Annotated in this window: 19 protein-coding genes; 9 read left to right on the top strand and 10 right to left on the bottom strand. The window is 74.5% G+C overall.

The window, feature by feature from the left end; genetic code table 11:
- Positions 1–62: 62 nt before the first annotated feature.
- On the bottom strand, positions 63–1,238 hold the full coding sequence (locus tag ACFY60_RS11655) for an NAD(P)-binding protein (RefSeq protein ID WP_388610386.1): 1,176 nt from the start codon (positions 1,236–1,238) through the stop codon (positions 63–65).
- 108 nt (positions 1,239–1,346) lie between these two features.
- Between ACFY60_RS11655 and ACFY60_RS11650 the strand changes: the two genes are divergently transcribed.
- Positions 1,347–2,015, top strand: coding sequence for a pentapeptide repeat-containing protein (locus ACFY60_RS11650; protein WP_388610388.1), 669 nt, complete (start codon positions 1,347–1,349; stop codon positions 2,013–2,015).
- A 25-nt stretch (positions 2,016–2,040) separates the two neighbouring features.
- On the opposite strand, the gene ACFY60_RS11645 is transcribed toward ACFY60_RS11650, so the two are convergent.
- The 4 genes from ACFY60_RS11645 to ACFY60_RS11630 all read right to left on the bottom strand — a co-directional run bounded on the left by ACFY60_RS11645 (position 2,041) and on the right by ACFY60_RS11630 (position 5,670).
- Positions 2,041–2,541 (bottom strand): hypothetical protein, encoded by a 501-nt coding sequence (locus ACFY60_RS11645; RefSeq protein WP_309051963.1) that lies wholly within the window; start codon positions 2,539–2,541, stop codon positions 2,041–2,043.
- 83 nt (positions 2,542–2,624) lie between these two features.
- Complete coding sequence (locus tag ACFY60_RS11640) at positions 2,625–3,860, bottom strand: FAD-dependent monooxygenase (RefSeq protein ID WP_388610390.1); 1,236 nt, start codon at positions 3,858–3,860, stop codon at positions 2,625–2,627.
- A gap of 59 nt (positions 3,861–3,919) precedes the next feature.
- Positions 3,920–4,540: a response regulator gene (locus tag ACFY60_RS11635; RefSeq protein ID WP_388610391.1), complete on the bottom strand. Its 621-nt coding sequence runs from the start codon at positions 4,538–4,540 to the stop codon at positions 3,920–3,922.
- On the bottom strand, positions 4,537–5,670 hold the full coding sequence (locus ACFY60_RS11630) for a sensor histidine kinase (protein WP_388611018.1): 1,134 nt from the start codon (positions 5,668–5,670) through the stop codon (positions 4,537–4,539). Before ACFY60_RS11630 ends, ACFY60_RS11635 begins: the two co-directional genes overlap by 4 nt.
- A 377-nt stretch (positions 5,671–6,047) precedes the next feature.
- Between ACFY60_RS11630 and ACFY60_RS11625 the strand changes: the two genes are divergently transcribed.
- From ACFY60_RS11625 to ACFY60_RS11615, 3 genes are all read left to right on the top strand, one after another.
- Positions 6,048–6,587, top strand: a complete 540-nt coding sequence (locus ACFY60_RS11625; protein WP_388610392.1) for a heme-binding protein — start codon at positions 6,048–6,050, stop codon at positions 6,585–6,587.
- 110 nt (positions 6,588–6,697) lie between these two features.
- Complete coding sequence (locus tag ACFY60_RS11620; RefSeq protein WP_388610394.1) at positions 6,698–8,098, top strand: M1 family metallopeptidase; 1,401 nt, start codon at positions 6,698–6,700, stop codon at positions 8,096–8,098.
- Positions 8,099–8,119: 21 nt separating this feature from the next.
- Complete coding sequence (locus ACFY60_RS11615; RefSeq protein ID WP_388610396.1) at positions 8,120–8,566, top strand: NUDIX hydrolase; 447 nt, start codon at positions 8,120–8,122, stop codon at positions 8,564–8,566.
- A gap of 286 nt (positions 8,567–8,852) precedes the next feature.
- Here ACFY60_RS11615 and ACFY60_RS11610 read toward each other — a convergent pair whose 3' ends face one another.
- Positions 8,853–9,428 (bottom strand): TerD family protein, encoded by a 576-nt coding sequence (locus ACFY60_RS11610; RefSeq protein ID WP_309057418.1) that lies wholly within the window; start codon positions 9,426–9,428, stop codon positions 8,853–8,855.
- A 155-nt stretch (positions 9,429–9,583) separates the two neighbouring features.
- On the opposite strand from ACFY60_RS11610, the gene arfB reads away from it, so the two are divergent.
- Positions 9,584–10,015: an alternative ribosome rescue aminoacyl-tRNA hydrolase ArfB gene (gene arfB, locus ACFY60_RS11605; protein ID WP_388610398.1), complete on the top strand. Its 432-nt coding sequence runs from the start codon at positions 9,584–9,586 to the stop codon at positions 10,013–10,015.
- Positions 10,016–10,025: 10 nt separating this feature from the next.
- On the opposite strand, the gene ACFY60_RS11600 is transcribed toward arfB, so the two are convergent.
- The gene (locus ACFY60_RS11600; RefSeq protein WP_388610400.1) at positions 10,026–10,589 is read right to left on the bottom strand and encodes a flavin reductase family protein; all 564 of its coding nucleotides are present in this window, start codon (positions 10,587–10,589) and stop codon (positions 10,026–10,028) included.
- A 271-nt stretch (positions 10,590–10,860) separates the two neighbouring features.
- On the opposite strand from ACFY60_RS11600, the gene cdgB reads away from it, so the two are divergent.
- Both cdgB and ACFY60_RS11590 read left to right on the top strand, forming a co-directional pair.
- A complete protein-coding gene (cdgB, locus tag ACFY60_RS11595) occupies positions 10,861–12,588 on the top strand; it encodes a diguanylate cyclase CdgB (protein ID WP_388610401.1) in 1,728 nt (575 codons plus the stop codon).
- Between the two features lie 109 nt (positions 12,589–12,697).
- A complete protein-coding gene (locus ACFY60_RS11590) occupies positions 12,698–13,669 on the top strand; it encodes a CBM35 domain-containing protein (protein ID WP_388610403.1) in 972 nt (323 codons plus the stop codon).
- 53 nt (positions 13,670–13,722) lie between these two features.
- Here the strand turns inward: ACFY60_RS11590 and ACFY60_RS11585 are convergent, their stop codons facing one another.
- The 3 genes from ACFY60_RS11585 to ACFY60_RS11575 all read right to left on the bottom strand — a co-directional run bounded on the left by ACFY60_RS11585 (position 13,723) and on the right by ACFY60_RS11575 (position 16,916).
- A complete protein-coding gene (locus ACFY60_RS11585) occupies positions 13,723–14,643 on the bottom strand; it encodes a 1-phosphofructokinase family hexose kinase (RefSeq protein ID WP_388610405.1) in 921 nt (306 codons plus the stop codon).
- 135 nt (positions 14,644–14,778) lie between these two features.
- Positions 14,779–15,948 (bottom strand): N-acetylglucosamine-6-phosphate deacetylase, encoded by a 1,170-nt coding sequence (gene nagA, locus ACFY60_RS11580; protein ID WP_388610406.1) that lies wholly within the window; start codon positions 15,946–15,948, stop codon positions 14,779–14,781.
- Positions 15,948–16,916, bottom strand: coding sequence for an ROK family protein (locus ACFY60_RS11575; RefSeq protein WP_388610408.1), 969 nt, complete (start codon positions 16,914–16,916; stop codon positions 15,948–15,950). The genes nagA and ACFY60_RS11575 overlap by 1 nt, the downstream gene beginning before the upstream one ends.
- A gap of 209 nt (positions 16,917–17,125) precedes the next feature.
- Between ACFY60_RS11575 and ACFY60_RS11570 the strand changes: the two genes are divergently transcribed.
- Both ACFY60_RS11570 and ACFY60_RS11565 read left to right on the top strand, forming a co-directional pair.
- Positions 17,126–18,409 carry an extracellular solute-binding protein gene (locus ACFY60_RS11570; RefSeq protein WP_388610411.1) on the top strand — a complete coding sequence of 428 codons (1,284 nt, stop codon included), beginning with the start codon at positions 17,126–17,128 and terminating at the stop codon, positions 18,407–18,409.
- Between the two features lie 175 nt (positions 18,410–18,584).
- The gene (locus tag ACFY60_RS11565) at positions 18,585–18,851 is read left to right on the top strand and encodes a DUF3263 domain-containing protein (protein WP_388610414.1); all 267 of its coding nucleotides are present in this window, start codon (positions 18,585–18,587) and stop codon (positions 18,849–18,851) included.
- The last annotated feature ends 33 nt before the right edge of the window (positions 18,852–18,884 follow it).

Raw genomic sequence — 18,884 nt, 5'->3', positions numbered from 1 at the left:
GGCGTACGGGGCCGGGGCACCGGCCGGCCCACGGGCCGGTCGCGCGGGAACAGCCTCCGACCTCAACCGCGCTCGAGGTCAAGCGGCTTCTGGAGGCGGCCCGCCCGCAGGGCCAGCGACACCGCCTCCACCGCGCTGGTGAACGACACCTCCGACAGCACGCCCGGCGCCGCCACCTGGTCGCCCACCAGGTACACGCCGTCCCCCCGGTCGATCGCCGGCCGGTCGCGCCAGGTCGTACCGGGCCGGTCGACCGCTCCCGTACGGCCCTGGGAGACGGCTTCCCTGCGCCACACCGTCCGGTCGCGCCAGCCGGGGAAGCCCAGGTCGAGGAGGCGTTCGGCGTGGGCGACGCCGTCCGCCTTCGACGCGCCGGGGCCGATGGGGAGCTGGGCCTGGACGAGCTGCTGTCCGGCGGGGGCGAGGGAGGGGTCCTGGGCGGTGAACCGTTCGACCCAGCCCGGCGCGTCCAGGTCGGAGACGGCGAACGCGTCGCCCCTGCGGGTGCGCAGACCGAGGTCGACCAGGACCGTACGGCCGCTGTCCCAGGTCAGTGAGGGGTCGCCGAGGAGCCGGGCGGCGGCCGGCAGCGCGGTGGCGACGACGACGGGCCCGCCGCCGGTGGGCAGGGTGTCGATCCGCGACGAGGTCTCGATCCGTACGCCCGTCTCCCGGGCGCGGGCGGCCATCCGGTCGATGAGCCGCTGCCAGCCGCCCCGGACGTAGTGGGCCTCGGGCGGCAGGGCGGCGGCCCGGTGGAGGCGCTCCTGGACGAAGCGGGCGGAGAGCGAGCCGGGGTCGTGGTGGAAGAGGGCGACCGCGCTGTACGCGGCGGCCTCGCGGGCGGCGCGCTCCCCGGCGAGGCCGGTGGCCCAGGTGCGGAAGTCGGTGTCGACGGGCGCCCGCCCCGCGCCGTGCCGGGCCAGGCGGAGCAGGCCGAGCGGCGGGGTGCGGCGCAGGGCGCCGGCGCGGTGGAAGCGGAGCCGGAGGGCCTCGGCGGGCGGCAGCGGGGCGAGCGGTCCGAGGAGGCCGCGCTGCTTGAACCAGGTCCAGTGCGGGCCGCCGTTGTAGAGGGCGTGCGGGCCTTCGTTGGTGCGGTACGGGCCGTCGGCGGTACGGGCCCGGCCGCCGAGGGTCCGGTGCGCCTCGTACAGGGTCACCCTGGCGCCGGCCTCGGCGGCGGTGATGGCCGCGGTGAGCCCGGCGAAGCCGCCGCCGACGATCGTGAGCGTGCGCATGTCTCGTCTCCTTCGTCCGGATGTGCTGACACAGGTGGGACGGCCGGCGGGGGGCCTTCCGTGACATCCGGGCGGGGCGTTGTCAGTGGCGTGCGTCACCATGGCGGCATGGTGACGAGGAGGCGGAGGACGGCGGCGCGGGCCCGGCGGCCGGAGGTGCGGCTGCCGGACCTGGCGCCGTACGGGGGGAGGCTGGAGCCGGACGGGGACTACGACGGCCTGGCGCTGGACGGGCTCGATCTGGCGGGTCAGGCGGGGGAGGGCGCGCGGTTCCTGGACTGCGCGCTGCGCGGGTGCGGGCTCGACGGCACCCGTCTGGCGGGGGCGCGGTTCCTGGACACGGTGCTGAGCGGGGTACGGGGGGTGGGCACCGACCTCGCCGGGGCGCAGCTGCGGGACGTGGAGGTGGCGGAGGCCCGTCTCGGCGGGGCCCAGCTGCACGGATCGGTGTGGGAGCGGGTGGTGGTGCGGGGCGGCAAGGCCGAGTACCTGAACCTGCGGGGGGCGCGGCTGCGGGACGTCGTCTTCGAGGGCTGCGTGCTGAGTGAACCGGACTTCGGGGGCGCCCGGCTGGAGCGGGTGGAGTTCGCCGACTGCGACCTGCTCGGGGCCGACTTCTCGGGGGCCCGTCTCACGGACGTGGATCTGCGCGGGGTGCGGCGCCTGGAGATCGCGCGCGGGGTGGAGTCCCTGGCGGGCGCGGTCGTCTCGTCCGCCCAGCTCCTGGACCTGGCACCGGTCCTCGCGGCGCACCTGGGGGTGCGCGTGGAGGACTGAGCCCGCCCCGGCGGGGGCGTACCGGTCAGGGCAGGCGGGGGAAGCGGGCCTGGAGGTCCCAGACGGCCGGGTTGTCGGCCAGGCCCTCGTGCATGTCGGTCAGGTCGGCGATCAGGTCGTGGAGGAAGTCCCGTGCCTCGCGGCGCAGTTCGGCGTGGTTGAAGGTGAGCGGCGGCTCGTCGCCGGGCATCCAGTCGGCCTCGACGTCGACCCAGCCGAAGCGCCGCTCGAAGATCATGCGGTCGCTGGACTCGGTGAAGTCGAGCTCCGCGTACTGGGGCCGCGCGGCCCGGCTGCCGCGCGGGTCCTGGTCGAGCCGCTCGACGATGTCGCACAGCGCCCACGCGAAGTCGAGGACCGGCACCCATCCCCAGGCTGTGGACACCTCGCGGTCCGCCTCGGTGTCCGCGAGGTACACGTCACCGCAGAAGAGGTCGTGGCGCAGGGCGTGGACGTCCGCGCGCCGGTAGTCGGTCTGCGGCGGGTCGGGGAAGCGCCGGGAGAGGGAGTAGCCGATGTCGAGCACGGTCCGATGGTGTCACGGCACGGGGCCGGTCCCGCACGCCGCTTCTTCCGGCCCGGCCCCCCGGGCCCTCGCCCCCGGTCCCCTCATCCCCGCCCGTGCACCGCCCGTGCCACCCGCGGCCCCAGCCAGCGCTTGAGGCGGCGCAGGGGCTCCAGGCTCTCGGCGGCGCGGTCGAGGCGGTAGTAGAGCTGCGGGGGCACGTAGGGGAGCAGGGGGGAGTGGCGCTGGCCGAGGAGGGCGAACATCCGGCCGGGCTCCAGGCGCATGTAGCGCGGGAGGTTCTCGTACCACTGGGCGCTGAGGCGGGCCGCGCTCTGGGCCGGGACGAGGGCGGAGCGGCGTTCCTTCCCGTACGCGGCGAGCGCGGTCTCCCGGTCGGGGTGGGCGCGCAGGGCGGCGGCGAGGGCGAGGGCGTCCTCCAGGGCGAGCGTGGTGCCCGCGCCGATGGAGTAGTGGGTGGTGTGGGCGGCGTCGCCGAGGAGGACGAGGTTGCCGCGGTGCCAGACCCGGTTGGTGAGGGTGCGGAAGGTGAGCCACCGGGCGGCGTCGTCGGCCTGGGCGCGGCCGATGAGCGGGTGGCCGTCGAGGAGGTCGTGGAAGACCTTCTCCAGCAGGGCGAGGCTGTCGGCCTCGCCGAGGGTGTCGAGGCCGAGGCCGCTCCAGGTCTCGGGGGAGCACTCGACGACGCAGGTGGACCGCTCGCCGCTGAAGCCGTAGGCGTAGCACCAGATCCAGCCGTGGTCGGTCTCCTTGAACGCGAAGCTGAAGGAGTCGAAGACCTTGGTGGTGCCGAGCCAGATGTAGCGGTTGCGGCCGGCGGTGAAGGTGCTGCCGAAGTGGTCGGCGTGGGCCTCGCGCAGGGCGCTGTGCACGCCGTCGGCGGCGACGACCAGGTCGGCGTCGGCCAGTTCGGGGGCCTCCGGGCCGGCGACGGGGTGCTCGAACTCCACGCGGACGCCGAGCTCGCGCGCCCGGTCGGCGAGCAGGCCGAGCACGGCGCGGCGGCCGACGCCGAAGCCGGCGTCGCCGCGGTGCACGGTCCGTTCGTCGCGGACGATCGCCAGGCCGTCGGTCCAGGTGACGGAGGCGGCGGCGACCGCCTCGGCCGACTCGGGGTCCCCGGCCCGCAGCTTGTCGAGGAGCCCGGCCCAGTAGGTGACGCCCCAGCCGTACGTGGAACCCTCCGGGTTCCGCTCGTACACGGTGATGTCGTGGCCGGGGTCCTGGCGCTTCATCAGGACCGAGAAGTAGAGCCCGGCGGGCCCGCCACCGACGACGGCGATCTTCACGTGCACTCCCACGAGGACGACCTGACGCATCCGCGCACCACGCGCGCATGACGCTGTGCGCACGGAAAGCGACGCACGGTCACAGTGTGTCAGGGGAGGAGCCGTTGTTCCTTCGCCACGGCGACGGCACCGGCGCGCGTGTCGACGCCGAGCTTGGCGTAGATGCGGCCCAGGTGGGTCTTCACGGTCGCCTCACTGATGAACAGGGCCCGCGCGATCTCCCGGTTGCCGAGGCCGTGCGCGAGCTGGGCGAGGATGTCGCGCTCCCGGTCGGTGAGGCTCGGCCCGGCGGCGCCCCGCATCCGGTCCATGACGCGGCTGGCGACCGGCGGCGAGAGGGCGGTACGGCCCTGGGCGGCGGCGTGGATCGCGGCGAACAGCTCCTCGGGCCGTTCGGCCTTCAGCAGGTAGCCGGTGGCGCCGGCCTCGATGGCGCGCGTGATGTCGGCGTCCGTGTCGTACGTGGTGAGGACGAGGACGTGGACGCCGGTGGGCGCGATGCGTCGCGTCGCCTCCACCCCGTCGATGCCCGCCCCGAGCTGGAGGTCCATCAGGACGACGTCCGGCATGAGCTTCGCCGCCATGGCGACGGCCTCCTCGCCGCTGCCGGCCTCGCCGACGACCTCGATGTCGGGGGTGCTGCCGAGCAGGGCGAGCAGCCCGGCGCGGACGACGACGTGGTCGTCGCAGAGCAGGATGCGTACGGTCATGAACCGGTCTCCGTCGACGTCGGTACGAGGGGGATGGAGGCGGAGAGCACGGTGCCCTCGCCGGGGGCGGACTCCACGGTCAGGGTGCCGCCGAGCTGCTGGGCCCGTACCCGCATCGCGGGCAGGCCGTGGCCCCGCACCCCGTCCTCCGGCCGGTGCGCGGCGGGGTCGAAGCCGCTGCCGTCGTCGGCGACGTCGAGGACGACCTGGTCGTCCAGGTAGGTCAGGGTCAGCGCGGCGGACCGGGCGGCGGCGTGCTCGCGGATGTTGGCGAGGGCGCCCTGCGCGATCCGCAGCAGCGCCGACTGCACCCGGTCGGGCAGCGGCACCGCGCCGCCGTCGACGCGGAAGTCGGCCGACTCGCGGGCGGCGAGTTGGCGCAGGGCCTCCTCCAGGCCGCCGCCCTCGGCGAGGTCGGCGGGGGCGAGGTCATGGACGAAGCGGCGGGCCTCGGCGAGGTTGCGTTCGGCGATGGACTCGGCGGTACGGACGTGGCGCCGGGCGGTGGCCGGGTCGCTGTCCCAGGTGCGGTCGGCGGCCTGGAGCAGCATCTGCTGGCTCGACAGGCCCTGCGCGAGTGTGTCGTGGATCTCCATGGAGAGCCGCTGGCGCTCGGCGAGGGTGCCCTCGCGGCGTTCGGTGGCGGCCAGTTCCCGCCGGGTGCGGATCAGGTCCTCGATGAGGGCCCGCTGCCGGGCGGCCTGCCGCTCGGCGTGCACGAAGACGGCGGTGGCGATGGCGGCCACGGCCGGCGGGGCGACGATCAGGTTCGGGTCCCAGCCGCCGTGCGAGAGCTGCACCTGCGCGAAGACCACGAAGGCGGTGAGGACGGCGACCAGACCGAGGGCGGCGCGCGGCGGAAGCGTCCGCAGACCGGTGTAGAAGAGCGGCACCGCGCACCAGGCGAAGCTGGGCGCCAGGACCACCAGGACCACCCAGACGGTGACGACCGTGCACAGCCAGGCGATCCGGCGCGGGGTGGCCAGGGTGCCGAGCACCGGGCCGAGCACGTACAGGGAGGCGAGGGCCCCGGTCAGGGCGATGATCCACGGACTGCGGTCCTCCCACTCGTGCCGCAGGAGGAAGCGGACGAGGGAGGCGCCGAGGAGCAGGAAGAACGCGAGGTGCATGACCCGGGCGAGCCAGCGGGCGTCCGGGTCGTGGGGTGCTCGCCGGGCGTCCGGGAGGGTCCGCGTCAACCGTCCCGCCTCCTCTGCTTCCGGGGCCGGCCTGGGAATACGTGTCCATGCTGGCCCAGGAGGACCAGGCCGGCATCAGCCGATCGGCTGACCCCGGTGTCGTCCAGTGTGCGTGAGGAGGGCAGCCGGACCGTGGACCGGACGGCGCCGTTTCCCGGCGGAGGATCGATGCGGAGCGAACGAACGGCGAGGCGCCCCCGGCAGCACCGCCGGGCGGCACCCGCCGCGCCGCCCGCTCGCCGATCCCGTCCCCCCCGTGCCGCGTACGACCGTCCGGCCACCCGCCCCGCACGATCCAGGAGACCCCCATGAAGAAGATCCTCTTCGGTGCCACCGCCGCCGCCCTCGCCGCCGCCGGAACGTTCGGCGCGGTCTCCGCGAACGCCACCGCACCGGCCGCCGCCCCCGCCGCCGCGGTCCGCGCCGACGCCGGCAACGACCACCTCCAGCAGTCCACCCACCTGACGATCGACGCCGCCACCAAGGCCGCCCGGGCCGCCCTCGACGCCGCCGAGAAGGAGAACCAGCGGATCTCCGTCGCCGTCGTCGACCGCAACGGCAACACGATCGTCACCCTCCGCGGCGACGGCGCCGGCCCGCAGTCCTACGAGTCCGCCGAGCGCAAGGCCTTCACCGCCGTCTCCTGGAACGCCCCCACCTCCGTCCTCGCCGGCCGCCTCGCCCAGACCCCCAACCTGAAGGACATCCCCGGCACCCTCTTCCTCGGCGGCGGCGCCCCCGTCACGGCCAAGGGCGCCCCCATCGCGGGCATCGGCGTCGCCGGCGCCCCCTCCGGCGACCTCGACGAGAAGTTCGCCCAGGCCGGCGTCGCGGCCCTCACCCGCTGACACCCTCCGCGGCACCCCTCGTGCCGGTGACGGCGCCCGGACCCCCCGCCGGGCGCCGTCACCTGTCCCTCCCCGCTTCCCCCTCACGACCCGTCACCTAGGATCGCCACGTGAGACGACGCGGCGGGACCCGAGGCACGACCGCGGCCCTGGCCGCCGCCGTCTCCGCGCTCGCCCTGCTCGCGGGCGGCTGCACCGGAGGGGTGGACGGCACCCCCGGGGCGGCCGGGCTGCGCGACCCGTACTTCCCCAGGCTCGGCAACGGCGGGTACGACGTACGCCACTACGCGCTGAACCTCGCCTACGACCCGGCCACCGGCCGTCTCGACGGCACCGCCGAGATCACCGCCCGCGCCACCCAGGACCTCAGCGCCTTCAACCTCGACCTGGCCGGCCTCACGGTCGACCGGACGACCGTCGACGGCGCGCCCGCCGCCTTCCACCGGGCAGGTGACGAACTGACGCTCCGCCCCCGCGAGGAACTGCGCGAGGGAGCGGAGTTCACCGCCACCGTCACCTACTCCGGCGTACCCGAACCGGTCACCGACCCGGACGGCTCCGAGGAGGGCTGGCTGCGGACCGCCGACGGGGCGGTCGCCGTCGGCCAGCCGGCCGGCTCCATGAGCTGGTTCCCCGGCAACCACCACCCCTCCGACAAGGCCGCGTACGACATCACGCTCACCGTCCCGTCCGGTCTGCGCGCCCTCTCCAACGGGGTCATGACCTCCGAGAAGCGCACCGCCGACGGCCGCACCACCACCGTGTGGCACGCGGCCGAACCGATGGCGAGCTACCTGGCCACCGTCATGCTGGGACGGTACGAGACGGGCACTGCGACCGCCCTCGGCTCGGTCCCCGTGGTCACCGCCACCGAGCCCTCGGCCGCCGCCGACAGTGCGGAGCTGCGCGCCGAACTGCCCGGGATCCTCGCCGAGCAGGTGAAGCGTTTCGGCCCGTACCCCTTCTCCGCCGCCGGCGCGGTCATCACCTCCGACGACACCCTCGCCTACGCCCTGGAGACCCAGACCCGGCCCGTCTTCCCCGCCTCGGCCTTCGACCGGGCGACCCTCGTCCACGAGCTGGCCCACCAGTGGTTCGGCAACTCGGTGACGCCCGCGACCTGGCGGGACCTGTGGCTGAGCGAGGGCTTCGCCACGTACGCCGAGTGGCTGGACGCGGAGGAGTCGGAGGGCGTCCCGGTCGACACCAGCTTCGCGCGCGCCTTCGCGGAGGAGGACAACTGGGCCTTCCCGCCGGCCGCCCCGCCCACCGCCGCGAACCTCTTCGACCCGCCCGTGTACCAGCGCGGCGCGATGGTCCTGCACAAGTTGCGCGAGGCCGTCGGCGACGCGGCCTTCGAGAAGATCCTGCGCGGCTGGCCGGCGAAGTACCGGCACGCCAACGCGAGCACGGACGACTTCACGGCCTACGCGGAGGGCGTGGCCGGCACCGGCCTGGACGAGCTGTGGGACGTCTGGCTGCGCGGGGACGGGAAGCCGGCACGTCCCTGACGGGACGGCGGAGGGACGACGGTGGGGGAGAACGCGGGAACGGACGTGCGGCGGCGGGTCTCCGCCTACGCGGTCGCCGTCGAGGACGGACGGCTGCTGCTGACCCGGCTGTCGGAGGCCTCCCCGGTCTTCGCGCCGGGCCTCTGGCACCTGCCCGGCGGCGGCGTCGACGCCGGCGAACAGCCGGAGGAGGCGTTGGCGCGCGAGCTGTACGAGGAGACCGGCCGCCGGCCCGCCCGCGCCCGGCTCGCCGCCGCCCGTACGTACGCCGCCGAACGGGGCGGTGTCTCCTGGCACCTGGTGGCCCTGTTCTACGTGGTCGACCTCGCGCCCGGCCCGCTCCTGGTCACCGAGGCGGACGGCAGCACGGCGGAGGTCGCCTGGCGGCCCCTCGCGGACCTCGCGCCCGGTGCGCTGTCCCCGGCCGCCGCCGACGCGCTCGCCCTCGGACTCACCGGCCCCCGCTGACCGGCGGTCGGGCGAGGTCCTCGCGCACGGCGACGCACGGGCGGTCGTGTGCCAGGTCGGGGCGGTGGTCCGCGCGGTGAGTTCCGTGCGGAGCGGGCCGGGCAGGGCGTGGGCCCCGGTGCGGGGGAGCGCTGCGACGATCACCCGGCACGGCGGAGCCCCGGCCGGGAATCCGGCCGGGGCTCGATGTGCCGTACCGCCGCCGTGTTCCGACGGGTGCCGCCGGGGGTTCGTCAGCGGAGACCGCCGTGCGGCGGCGTCCGCGTCGCGGCGGCGCGGGCCGTCGTCAGAGGTTGACGCCGAAGTCGCGGGCGATGCCCTCCAGGCCGGAGGCGTAGCCCTGGCCGACCGCGCGGAACTTCCACTCGGTGCCGTGGCGGTACAGCTCGCCGAAGACCATGGCGGTCTCGGTGGCGGCGTCCTCGGAGAGGTCGTAGCGGGCGATCTCGGCGCCGCCGGCCTGGTTCACGATGCGGATGTACGCGTTGCGGACCTGGCCGAAGTTCTGGGAGCGGGACACCGCGTCGTAGATCGACACCGGGAAGACGATCTTGTCGACGGTCGGGGGGAGGCCCGCCAGGTTGACGTTGATCTGCTCGTCGTCGCCGCCGCCCTCGCCGGTGCGGTTGTCACCGGTGTGGACGATGGTCTGGTCCGGGGTGGACTTGTTGTTGAAGAAGACGAAGTGGGCGTCGGAGGCGACGCGGCCCGCGGCGTCGACACCGATCGCGGAGGCGTCGAGGTCGAAGTCGGTGCCGGTGGTGGTGCGGACGTCCCAGCCGAGGCCCACGGTGACGGCGGTGAGGCCGGGGGCCTCCTTGGTCAGGGAGACGTTGCCGCCCTTGGACAGGCTTACAGCCATGGGATGGCCCTTTCCTCGTGATGCTCGTGATGCTCGGGTCGAAGCGCGGTGCTCATCCGGAGAAACGCGCGCGGCCGCCCCGCGGTTCCCGGCCGGACGGGCCGGTGGCGGAAATCAGGGTGACGCCCCGGGTCCCCTCCGGGGAACATGGGGGCATGTCCGGTCCCTACCCGATCCGCGGCTCCGTCTCGCTGCCCGAGGCCGAGCTCCAGTGGCGTTTCTCGCGCTCGTCGGGGCCCGGCGGCCAGCACGTCAACACCAGCGACTCGCAGGTCGAGCTGCGCTTCGACCTGGCCGCGACGGAGGCCCTGCCCGAGGTGTGGAAGGCGCGCGCCCTGGAACGGCTGGCCTCCCGCCTCGTCGGCGGCGTCGTCACCGTCCGCGCCTCGGAGCACCGCTCCCAGTGGCGCAACCGCGAGACGGCGGCGGTGCGCCTGGCCGCGCTGCTCGCCGAGGCGACGGCCCCGCCCCCGAAGCCCCGCCGCCCGACGAAGATCCCGCGCGGCATCAACGAGCGCCGGCTGCGGGAGAAGAAACAGCGCTCCGAGACGAAACGGGCCCGCCGGGGCGGCGGCGACTGGAGCTGAGGCCCCCGGCTCACCCCAGGTGGCGGTACTTCCCCCGGAAGTACGTCAGCGGCGCGGCCTCCGCCGACGGCAGACCCACCGCCAGGACCCGGCCGATCACCAGCGTGTGGTCCCCCGCCACGACCCGGTTCTCGGTGCGGCACTCCAGGGTGGCCAGCGCCCCTCCCATCAGCGGCGCGCCGCTCACCTCGCCCCGCGTGTACGGCAGGTCGGCGAAGAGGAGCCGGTCCGAGACCCGGCCCTTCATGGCGAAGCGCCCCGCGACGTGCCGCTGGCTCTCCGCGAGCACGGACACCGCCCACACCGGGACCTCGGCGAGCAGGTCGTCCATGCGGGAACCGTTGCGCAGGCTGACCATGACCAGCGGCGGATCGAGGGACACGGACAGGAAGGCGGTCGCGGTCATGCCGACGTCCTCGCCGCGCGGGCCGTCGTCGGGGTCGTGCGCCGTCACCAGGACCACGCCCGCCGCGAGGCGGGACATCGCCGCCCGGAACTCGTCGTTGCTCACCCCCTCAGCATGAGGGACGGCCAGGCCGGACACGGAGGGAGAGGCGGGGGTCTTCTGCAGCACACCCGCACGCTAGTCCCGGCCCGCCGCGCCCCGCATCGGGCGGGGGGACCAGCGGCCCACCCCCTCCGGTCCTAGGACCGCGGTCCCCGCCCGCGCGCGCCGCGACCTGCGGCGACCCGCCCCGAGCTGCTGTGACTTGAGTCACAGAAGGCAGTATTTGTTGACCCTGTGTACCGGGTGCGCAGCTCGCTGTGATTCAGTGGCGGTGACAGTGCACACGATGCCGATGAGAACCCTGGAGTTGCTGTCGAGGTCTCGGGGAGAGCGAGCGATGGAGACCGAGTCGGAGCCCTACGTCCGTCTCTCGACCCTGCGGCAGCTGCACCAGGTCGTGGCGGACCTCAACACCGCCCGCAGTCTGGCGGACACCGTGCAGACCGTCGCCGACGGAGTCGTCGCCGGTCTCAACTACGAGCTTGCCTGCGTCAACCTCGTCCGGCCCGACGGTGACCTCGTCGTCGCGGCCTTCGCCGGCAGCTCCGCCGCCGAGGCCCTGATCACCGGCCGGGTCGGATCCCGCGCCGCCTGGGACCGGCGCCTGTCCATGGGCGTCGCCTGGGGCGACCTCCGGTTCATCCCGCACACCGAGGGCTGGGTCCTCCTCGACGACGACGTCCCCCAGTGGCACACCGAGGGCCCCGCGCCCCGCTTCGAGGACGAGTGGCACCCGCACGACCGGCTCTACGCCCCCATGTACGCCCCCGGAGTCCGCTCCGGCCAGGGCGGCGGACCGGCGGGCCCCGGCCGGGAACTCCTCGGCGTCATATCCGTCGACCGCCCGCGCAACGGCCGGCATCCCGGGCCCTGGGGCCAGGAAGCCCTCCAGATGTACGCCTCCCAGTCGGCCATCGCGATCAGCAACGCGCGCCTGCGCTCCAACATGCAGCGGGCCCTCGTCCGGCTCGAGCGCGAGCAGCAGGCGCTGCGCGCCAGCGAGGAGTCCTTCCGGCAGGCCTTCGAGTACGCCCCCTCCGGCATGGCCATCGCCGAGATGGGCGGCGACCAGCACGGAAGGCTGCTGCGGACCAACGACGCCCTGTGCCGGCTCCTCGGCCGCCCCGCCTCCGTCATGCGGCGCTACTCCTTCGCCGACCTCGTCCACCCCGAGGACATAGGGACACTGCTGCGCACCTCCGCCGAAGGCGGCCGGGCCGAGCTGCGGCTGGCGCGGCGCGACGGCACGTACGTGTGGGTCTCCCTGCGGAACTCCGTGGTCGCCGACACCGCCGACGGGCCCCGTTTCCTCCTCACCCACGTCGAGGACATCGAGGAACGCAAACGCCACGAGCTCCAGCTCGCCCACCGCGCCTCGCACGACGCCCTCACCGGGCTGCCCAACAGCGCCGAACTCCGCTCCCGGCTCTCCGCCCGCCTCTGCGAGCGCCCGGCGCACGCCGTGGGACACGAGGCGGGGACGTACGGGTACGGGACGGGCCCCGGCCCCGAGCTCGGCCCCGGCCCGGACGCCGCCCACGAGTCGCCGTACGAGTACGACCACGAGCACGAGCACGGCTTCGGCTTCGAGCCCGCCGGGATGCCGGGCGCCTACGACCACCACGTCCACCTCGCCGCCCCCTCCGCGGGCGAGACCGACGACGGCACGAAGGGGCTCGCGGTCCTCTTCTGCGACCTCGACGGCTTCAAGTCGATCAACGACCGGTTCGGGCACCACACCGGCGACGCCGTCCTCATCGAGGTCGCCCGCCGGCTCACCACCGGCGTCCGCGACGGTGACACGGTCGCCCGGCTCGGCGGTGACGAGTTCGTCGTCCTCGCCGACGGCCTCGGCGCGGCCGACGCCGCCGACCTGGCCGTACGCCTCCGCAACGCGATCATTCCGCCGATCCGGGTGGACGGCAGGGCCGTGCGGGTCGGGGCGAGTTTCGGTATCGGCTGGGCCGAATGCGGCATGTCGGTGGAAGAGGTCCTGAACTCCGCCGACCAGCGGATGTACGTGGAGAAACGCTCCCGCGCCAAGGTCCACCGCCGCGCCGGCTGACCGCGCCGGGGGCCGCCGGCCGGTCAAGGGGCCGCACCGGGGTCTGGTCCGTTCGGGGTAGGCTCGCCCGGTCGGCGACGGCTGGCGAGCATGGATAGGAGTGACCCGGATGGCTGCCGGTAACAACGGCGCGAGCAAGCCCGAGGACGACGATCCCTTCGGCTATCTGTACGCGGACGGCCAGGCAGCCGGCGCGCAGGGCCCGCAGGGCGGCGGCTACGGCTACCCGGGCCCCGCGCCCGCGCAGCCCGGTGTGCCCCGCACCTCGTACAACCAGGTCCGCACGGTCGGAGAGCGCCAGTACGGTGCCCCCACCCAGGGCCACGGCCAGGCCTACGTACCGCCGCAGCAGCAGGCGCCGTACGGCAGGCCGCACCCGCAGTACGCGGCGCCCGAGACCTACGGCGGCCCCCCGACCCGTCCCGTCCCCCCGCAGCACGGCGGCGGCTCCGGCCGCGGCCCGAACACCAAGGGCCTCCTGATCGGCGCGGTCGCGGTCGTCGCGGTCGTCGTCGCCGGCATCGCCGCGGCCGTGATCTCGAACACGGGCGACGACAAGGACCCGCAGGCGGGGACGGGGACGACCTCCGCTCCGACGGCGCCCGCGTCCCAGAGCCAGGAGACCCCGAGCGCGCAGCCCAGCAGCGAGCCCACCCCCGCAGAGCTGCCGAAGCAGGACGCTGCCACGCTGCGACTCGGTGGTTCGGCCGCGCTCGGCAAGGACGTGAAGGGCGCCGAGGGCATCGACGGCGCCTATGTCGCGGGCTTCAACGCGCAGGGCTCCTCGGTGACCTGGAAGGCGAACATGCCCGACGGCGGCCAGTACCGGCTGACCGTGCGCTACACGATTCCCGCGGTCGACGCCAACGCCACCCTGACGGTCAACGGCAAGCCGAATCCGCAGCCGATCGGCCTGAAGAACTTCATCCACTCCTCGGACCCGAACCTGGAGAAGAACTGGCAGACCACGTGGGCGCCGGTCACCCTCCAGAAGGGCGAGAACGAGATCAAGATCTCGTGCGAGCAGGGCAACCAGTGTGACGTCCTGCTCGACTGGCTGCAGGTCACTCCCGAGCGGTAGGACCGGCCCCACGGGCCGGTCACGACCCCGGCGGCCGTGCCCCTGACCCCCGGTCAGGAGACCTCCCGCACCGTCACCTTCGGCAGCAGGTCCTCGTACGCCGCCGCGTCGAACTCGCCCGCCACCGGGGAGAGGACCGTCGCCGCCGAGAGGGCGACCGCGCGGGTCAGGCGGACGGCCCAGGGGGTGGCGTCGATCAGGCCCGAGAGGAGGCCCGCGACGGCGGAGTCGCCGGCTCCGGTGGGGTTGCCGTGGACGGGGCCGGGCGGGGCCGCCTGCCAGAGGCCTTCCGGCGTGGCGGCGAGAAGGCCCTCGGGGCCGAGCGAGGAGATCACCGCGTGGGCGCCGCGCCGGCGCGCGTCGAGGGTGGCGCGGTGCGGTTCGCGGGCCCCGGTCAGCTGGGCCAGTTCCTCGGCGTTGGGCTTCACGAGGTCGGGGCGGGCGGCGATGCCCCGGCGCAGCGGTTCGCCGCTGGTGTCGAGGAGGACGGGGACGCCGGCGGCGCGGGCGGCGCGGACGAGTTCGGCGTAGGCGCCGACGTGGACGCCGGGCGGCAGGCTGCCGCAGAGGGCGACCGCCCGGGCGCCGTCGAGCAGCTCGGTGAAGCGGTCGCGGAAGGCGGCCCACTCCTCGGGGGTGACGGTCGGCCCCGGTTCGTTGAGCTGGGTGGTGTCGCCGGTGGTGGTGTCCACGACGGCGACGGTGCGGCGGGTGGGCCCGGCGGTCTCCACGAGCGCGTCGCGGACCGTGGAGAGCTCCGCCAGCCGTTCGCGGAGCACGGCTCCGGTGGCGCCGCCCGCGAAGCCGGTGGCGACCGTCTCGTACCCGAGGGTGTCGAGGACGCGGGCGACGTTGAGTCCCTTGCCGCCGGGGCGTTCGATGACCTGGGTGACGCGGTGGGAGGCGTGCGGGACGAGGGCGGGGACGCGGTAGGTGAGGTCCAGCGCCGTGTTGAGAGTGACCGTGAGGATCACCTGCCCACCCTCCGTACTCCCTGGGACGATCCTGTGGAACGAACGCTCCGACGGGCATCGATCATGCCAAACGAAAGGCGCTCGGCACAGTCCCTCCGGCCGACCCGCGGCCGACCGCCCTCGTCCGGCCGCTGATCAGACCCCCGTGGGGGCCACCGTCCGGGCGGCCGTGGGCGTCACGATCCACTCCCCCTTGCGCATCACGCCCGCGAGGTCGAAGTTCCGGTCGAGGACGACGAGGTCGGCGTCCTTGCCGGGTTCCAGGGAGCCGACCCGGTCGTACACGCCGAGCAGCCGCGCCGGGTTGGCGGAGACGGCCTGGACGATCGCCTCGACGGGCAGCCGGTCGACGGTGGCGGCGCGCTTGAAGGCGCGGTCCAGGGTCAGGGTGGATCCGGCGATGGAGCCGCCCTCGACGAGCCGGGCCACCCCGTCCCTGACCTCGACGGCGAGCGTGCCGAGGGCGTACGTGCCGTCGCCGAAGCCGGCCGCGTCCATGGCGTCGGTGATGAAGGCGACGCGTCCCGGGCCGGCGTGGTGGAAGGCCAGTTCCAGGGCGGCGGGGTGCAGGTGGGTGCCGTCGTTGATCAGCTCGACGGTGATCCGCTCGTCCTCCAGGAGGGCGGCGATGGGGCCGGGCGCGCGGTGCCCGAGGGCGGGCATCGCGTTGTAGAGGTGGGTGGCGACGGTGGCTCCGGCGTCGATGGCGGCGACGGTCTGCTCGTACGTGGCGTCGGTGTGGCCGATGGCGGCGATGACGCCGTGCTCGGCGAGGAGGCGTACGGAGTCGAGGCCCCCGGGCAGCTCGGTGGCGAGGGTCACCATGCGGGCCTGGCCGCGCCCGGCGTCGATCAGCTTGCGGACCTCGGCCGGATCGGGGTAGCGGAGCAGGGTCTCGTCGTGGGCGCCCTTGCGGCAGGGGGAGATGAAGGGGCCCTCGAAGTGGAGGCCGGCGATTTCGCCCTGTTCGGCGAGTTCGGAGAGCAGTCCGGCCCGCTGGACGAGGAAGTCCATGTCGCCGGTGACGAAGGAGGCCGCGGTGGTGGTGGTGCCGTGGAGCCGGTGGGTGTGGACGCCCTGGAGGACCTCGTCCACGGTGCCGGAGGTGAAGGAGGCGCCACCGCCGCCGTGGTTGTGCATGTCGACGAAGCCGGGCACGAGCCAGTGGCCGGTGAGATCGAGGACGGGGGCGTCCCCGGGCGCGCTGCCCGCGATGCGCCCGCCGTCGATGATCACGCGCCCGTTCTCGACGGTCCCGGTGGGCAGCACGACGTGTGCGCCGGCGAGAACCTTGTGATCGGCCATCAGGCGGAAACCTCCGGGTCGGTGGGGCGCTGGGTCGGCTCGGGGCGCCGGTCGGCGAGCAGGTCCCAGGCGAGGAGGCCCGCGCCCAGGCATCCGGCGGTGTCCCCGAGGGCCGCCGGGACGATGGCGGGCAGCTTCTGGAACGTGACCCGTTCCTCCACCGCGGCCCGTAGTGGTGTGAACAAGGTTTCCCCGGCCTCCGCGAGACCGCCACCGATGATGAGGGTGCGCGGGTCCAGCAGGGTGAGCGCGGTGACGAGCCCGTCGGCGAGCGCGTCGACGGCCTCCTGCCAGACCCGTACGGCCGCGGGGTCACCGGAGGCGACGGCCTTGGCGCAGTCGGCGGCGTCCGCGCCGGGGTCGCCGCTCGCCTCCGCCCAGGCGAGGGAGACGGCGGAGGCGGAGGCGTACCGCTCCAGGCAGCCGCGCTGGCCGCAGCCGCAGTCGGTGCCGCCGGGGCGGACGACGATGTGGCCGATCTCGCCGGCGTAGCCGTGGGCGCCGGCCTCGATGCGGTCGCCGATGCCGATGGCTCCGGCGATGCCGGTGCCGAGGGGCACGAAGAGGAAGCGGTCGGCGCCGCGGCCCGCGCCGATGCGGCCCTCGGCGAGACCGCCGGTGCGCACGTCGTGGCCGAGGGCGACGGGGAGGCCGCCGAGGCGGTCGCTGAGGAGGGCGCGGAGGGGGACGTCACGCCAGCCGAGGTTGGCGGCGTAGACGGCGATGCCCTGCTCGGCGTCGACGATGCCGGGGACGGCGACGCCGGCCGCGGCGGCGGGTTCGCCGTACCGCTCCTCGCCGAGGGCGCGGAGTTCGGCGGCGAAGCCGAGGATCGTCCCGACGACGGCCTCGGGGCCGCGCTCGCGTCCGGTGGCGCGGCGGGCCTCGTGGAGCAGGGTGCCGTCCGCCCCGACCAGGGCGGCCTTCATGCCGGTGCCGCCCACATCGAGGGCGATGACGTGATTCACGGGGGACAGTGTGGCGCGCGACCACCCAAAAGGTCTAGTCCACTTCCGTGGATTGTTGCGTGCGGATACAAATGCGGGCTCCGTCATGGAGCCATGCTTCCCACCCGGTTGCGGAAGTGATACCCGCGTGGTGTAGACCTCTTATCCGGGCCGGGGGGAGACTGACGGCCTCAAGCGGTACGAACGTGCAGCTCAACGACGAGCAAAAGGTGGATGAAGCCGTGGAGCGGCGACGATTTCTTGGACTGACCGCGGCCGCCGCCGCCCTCGCGACGACGGGTACGGCCGCCGGCTGCGGCGTCCTCGGCGGCGACGACGGGAACGTGACGCTCACCGTGGTCGCGGCCGACTACGACCTGACCGGCGGCGACACCACGAAGAGGTACTGGGACGGCCTGGTCGCCGCCTACCGGGCCAAGCACCCCGAGGTGACGGTCCAGGTGCGGATCGAGTCCTGGAACGACGTGGACCGCACGGTCGCGGAGCTGGTGAAGGCCGGCAAGGCCCCCGACATCGCCCAGATCGGCGCCTACGCCGACCACGCCGCCGCGGACCGGCTCTACTCGGCCGACGAACTCCTGTCCATACCCGTTCAGGCGAACTTCCTCGGCCCGCTGCTCGCCGCCGGGGAGAGCCGGCGCACCCAGTACGGCCTCCCCTTCGTCGCCTCCACCCGCCCCCTCTTCTACAACCGCGACCTCTTCGAGGCGGCCGGCGCCCAGCCGCCCACCACCTGGGCCGAGCTCGCCGCCGCCGCCCAGAAGCTCAAGGCGCACGGCGTCCCCACCCCCTTCGCGCTGCCGCTCGGCCCCGAGGAGGCCCAGGCCGAGGCCATGATGTGGCTGCTCAGCGGGGGCGGCGGCTGGACCGACGCCGGCGAGCACTACGCCATCGACTCCGAGGCGAACATCCGCACCTTCGAGTGGCTGCGGAAGAACCTCGTCGGCAAGGGCCTCACCGGCCCCGTCGCCCCGGCCGAACTCAACCGCAAGGCCGCCTTCGCCGCCTTCACCGAGGGCCGGGTCGGCATGCTCAACGGCCACCCCTCCCTCGTGAAGGAGGCCGCGGCGAAGGGCATCCGGGTCGGCCAGGTTCCGCTGCCCGGCGTCGACGGCAAGCCCAAGACCTCGATGGGCGTCGCCGACTGGATCATGGGCTTCAGGCAGAACGGTCATCGCAAGGAGATCGGCGACTTCCTCGACTTCCTGTACAGCGACGAGAACGTCCTCAAGTTCGCCGGCGACAACGACCTCCTGCCGGTGACGCGCACCGCCTCCGCCCGGATGGAGACCGACCCCCAGCACGCCAACCTGCGCGAATTCCTCAAGGCGCTCCCCGACACCCAGCTCCCGCCGGTCGGCAAGACCTCGTGGGCCGCGGTCAGCGAGAACATCAAGCAGAACATCGGCCGCGCCGTCGCCCCCGGCGGCCGCCCCGCCGAGGTCCTCGGCGCGATCGGCCGCGCCGCGACGGCGGCGGAGGCCGCCGAGTAGGCGGTACGGCTCCGGCGGCGGCCGGGCGCGAGGGCGCACGGCACCGCAAGCGGCGGGCCCGGACGCGTACGGCTCCGGGGCGGTGGAGCCGGGGCCCGTACGGCTCCCGGGGCTCCACGGGCGCGCCCGTACGGCTCCGGGGGCGACCGTCGGTGCCGGGTAATAGGTTGGTCGTATGACCACCGGGGAGCGGGACGCGGCACAGGACGACGGGAGCGGGCTCGGCGCGCTCGCCCGCGCCCTGCTCGCCGTCGAGCGCCGCTCCTGGCCCGGCCCCGGCGCCAAGGAACGGGCCGTCCGGGAACAGCTCGGCCTCTCCCCGACCCGCTACTACCAGCTGCTCAACGCGCTCCTGGACGATCCGCGGGCCCTCGCCCACGACCCGGTGACCGTCAACCGGCTGCGCCGGGTCCGCGCCGAGCGGGAGCGCCGCCGCCGCTGAACCGCCCGGACGGCCGCCTGCCGGCCGGCGTGA

Origin of the sequence: Streptomyces sp. NPDC012827, assembly GCF_042900905.1 — a bacterium.
Taxonomy (GTDB): Bacteria; Actinomycetota; Actinomycetes; order Streptomycetales; family Streptomycetaceae; genus Streptomyces; species Streptomyces gulbargensis.
This window is presented reverse-complemented; position numbering and strand designations above follow the sequence as displayed.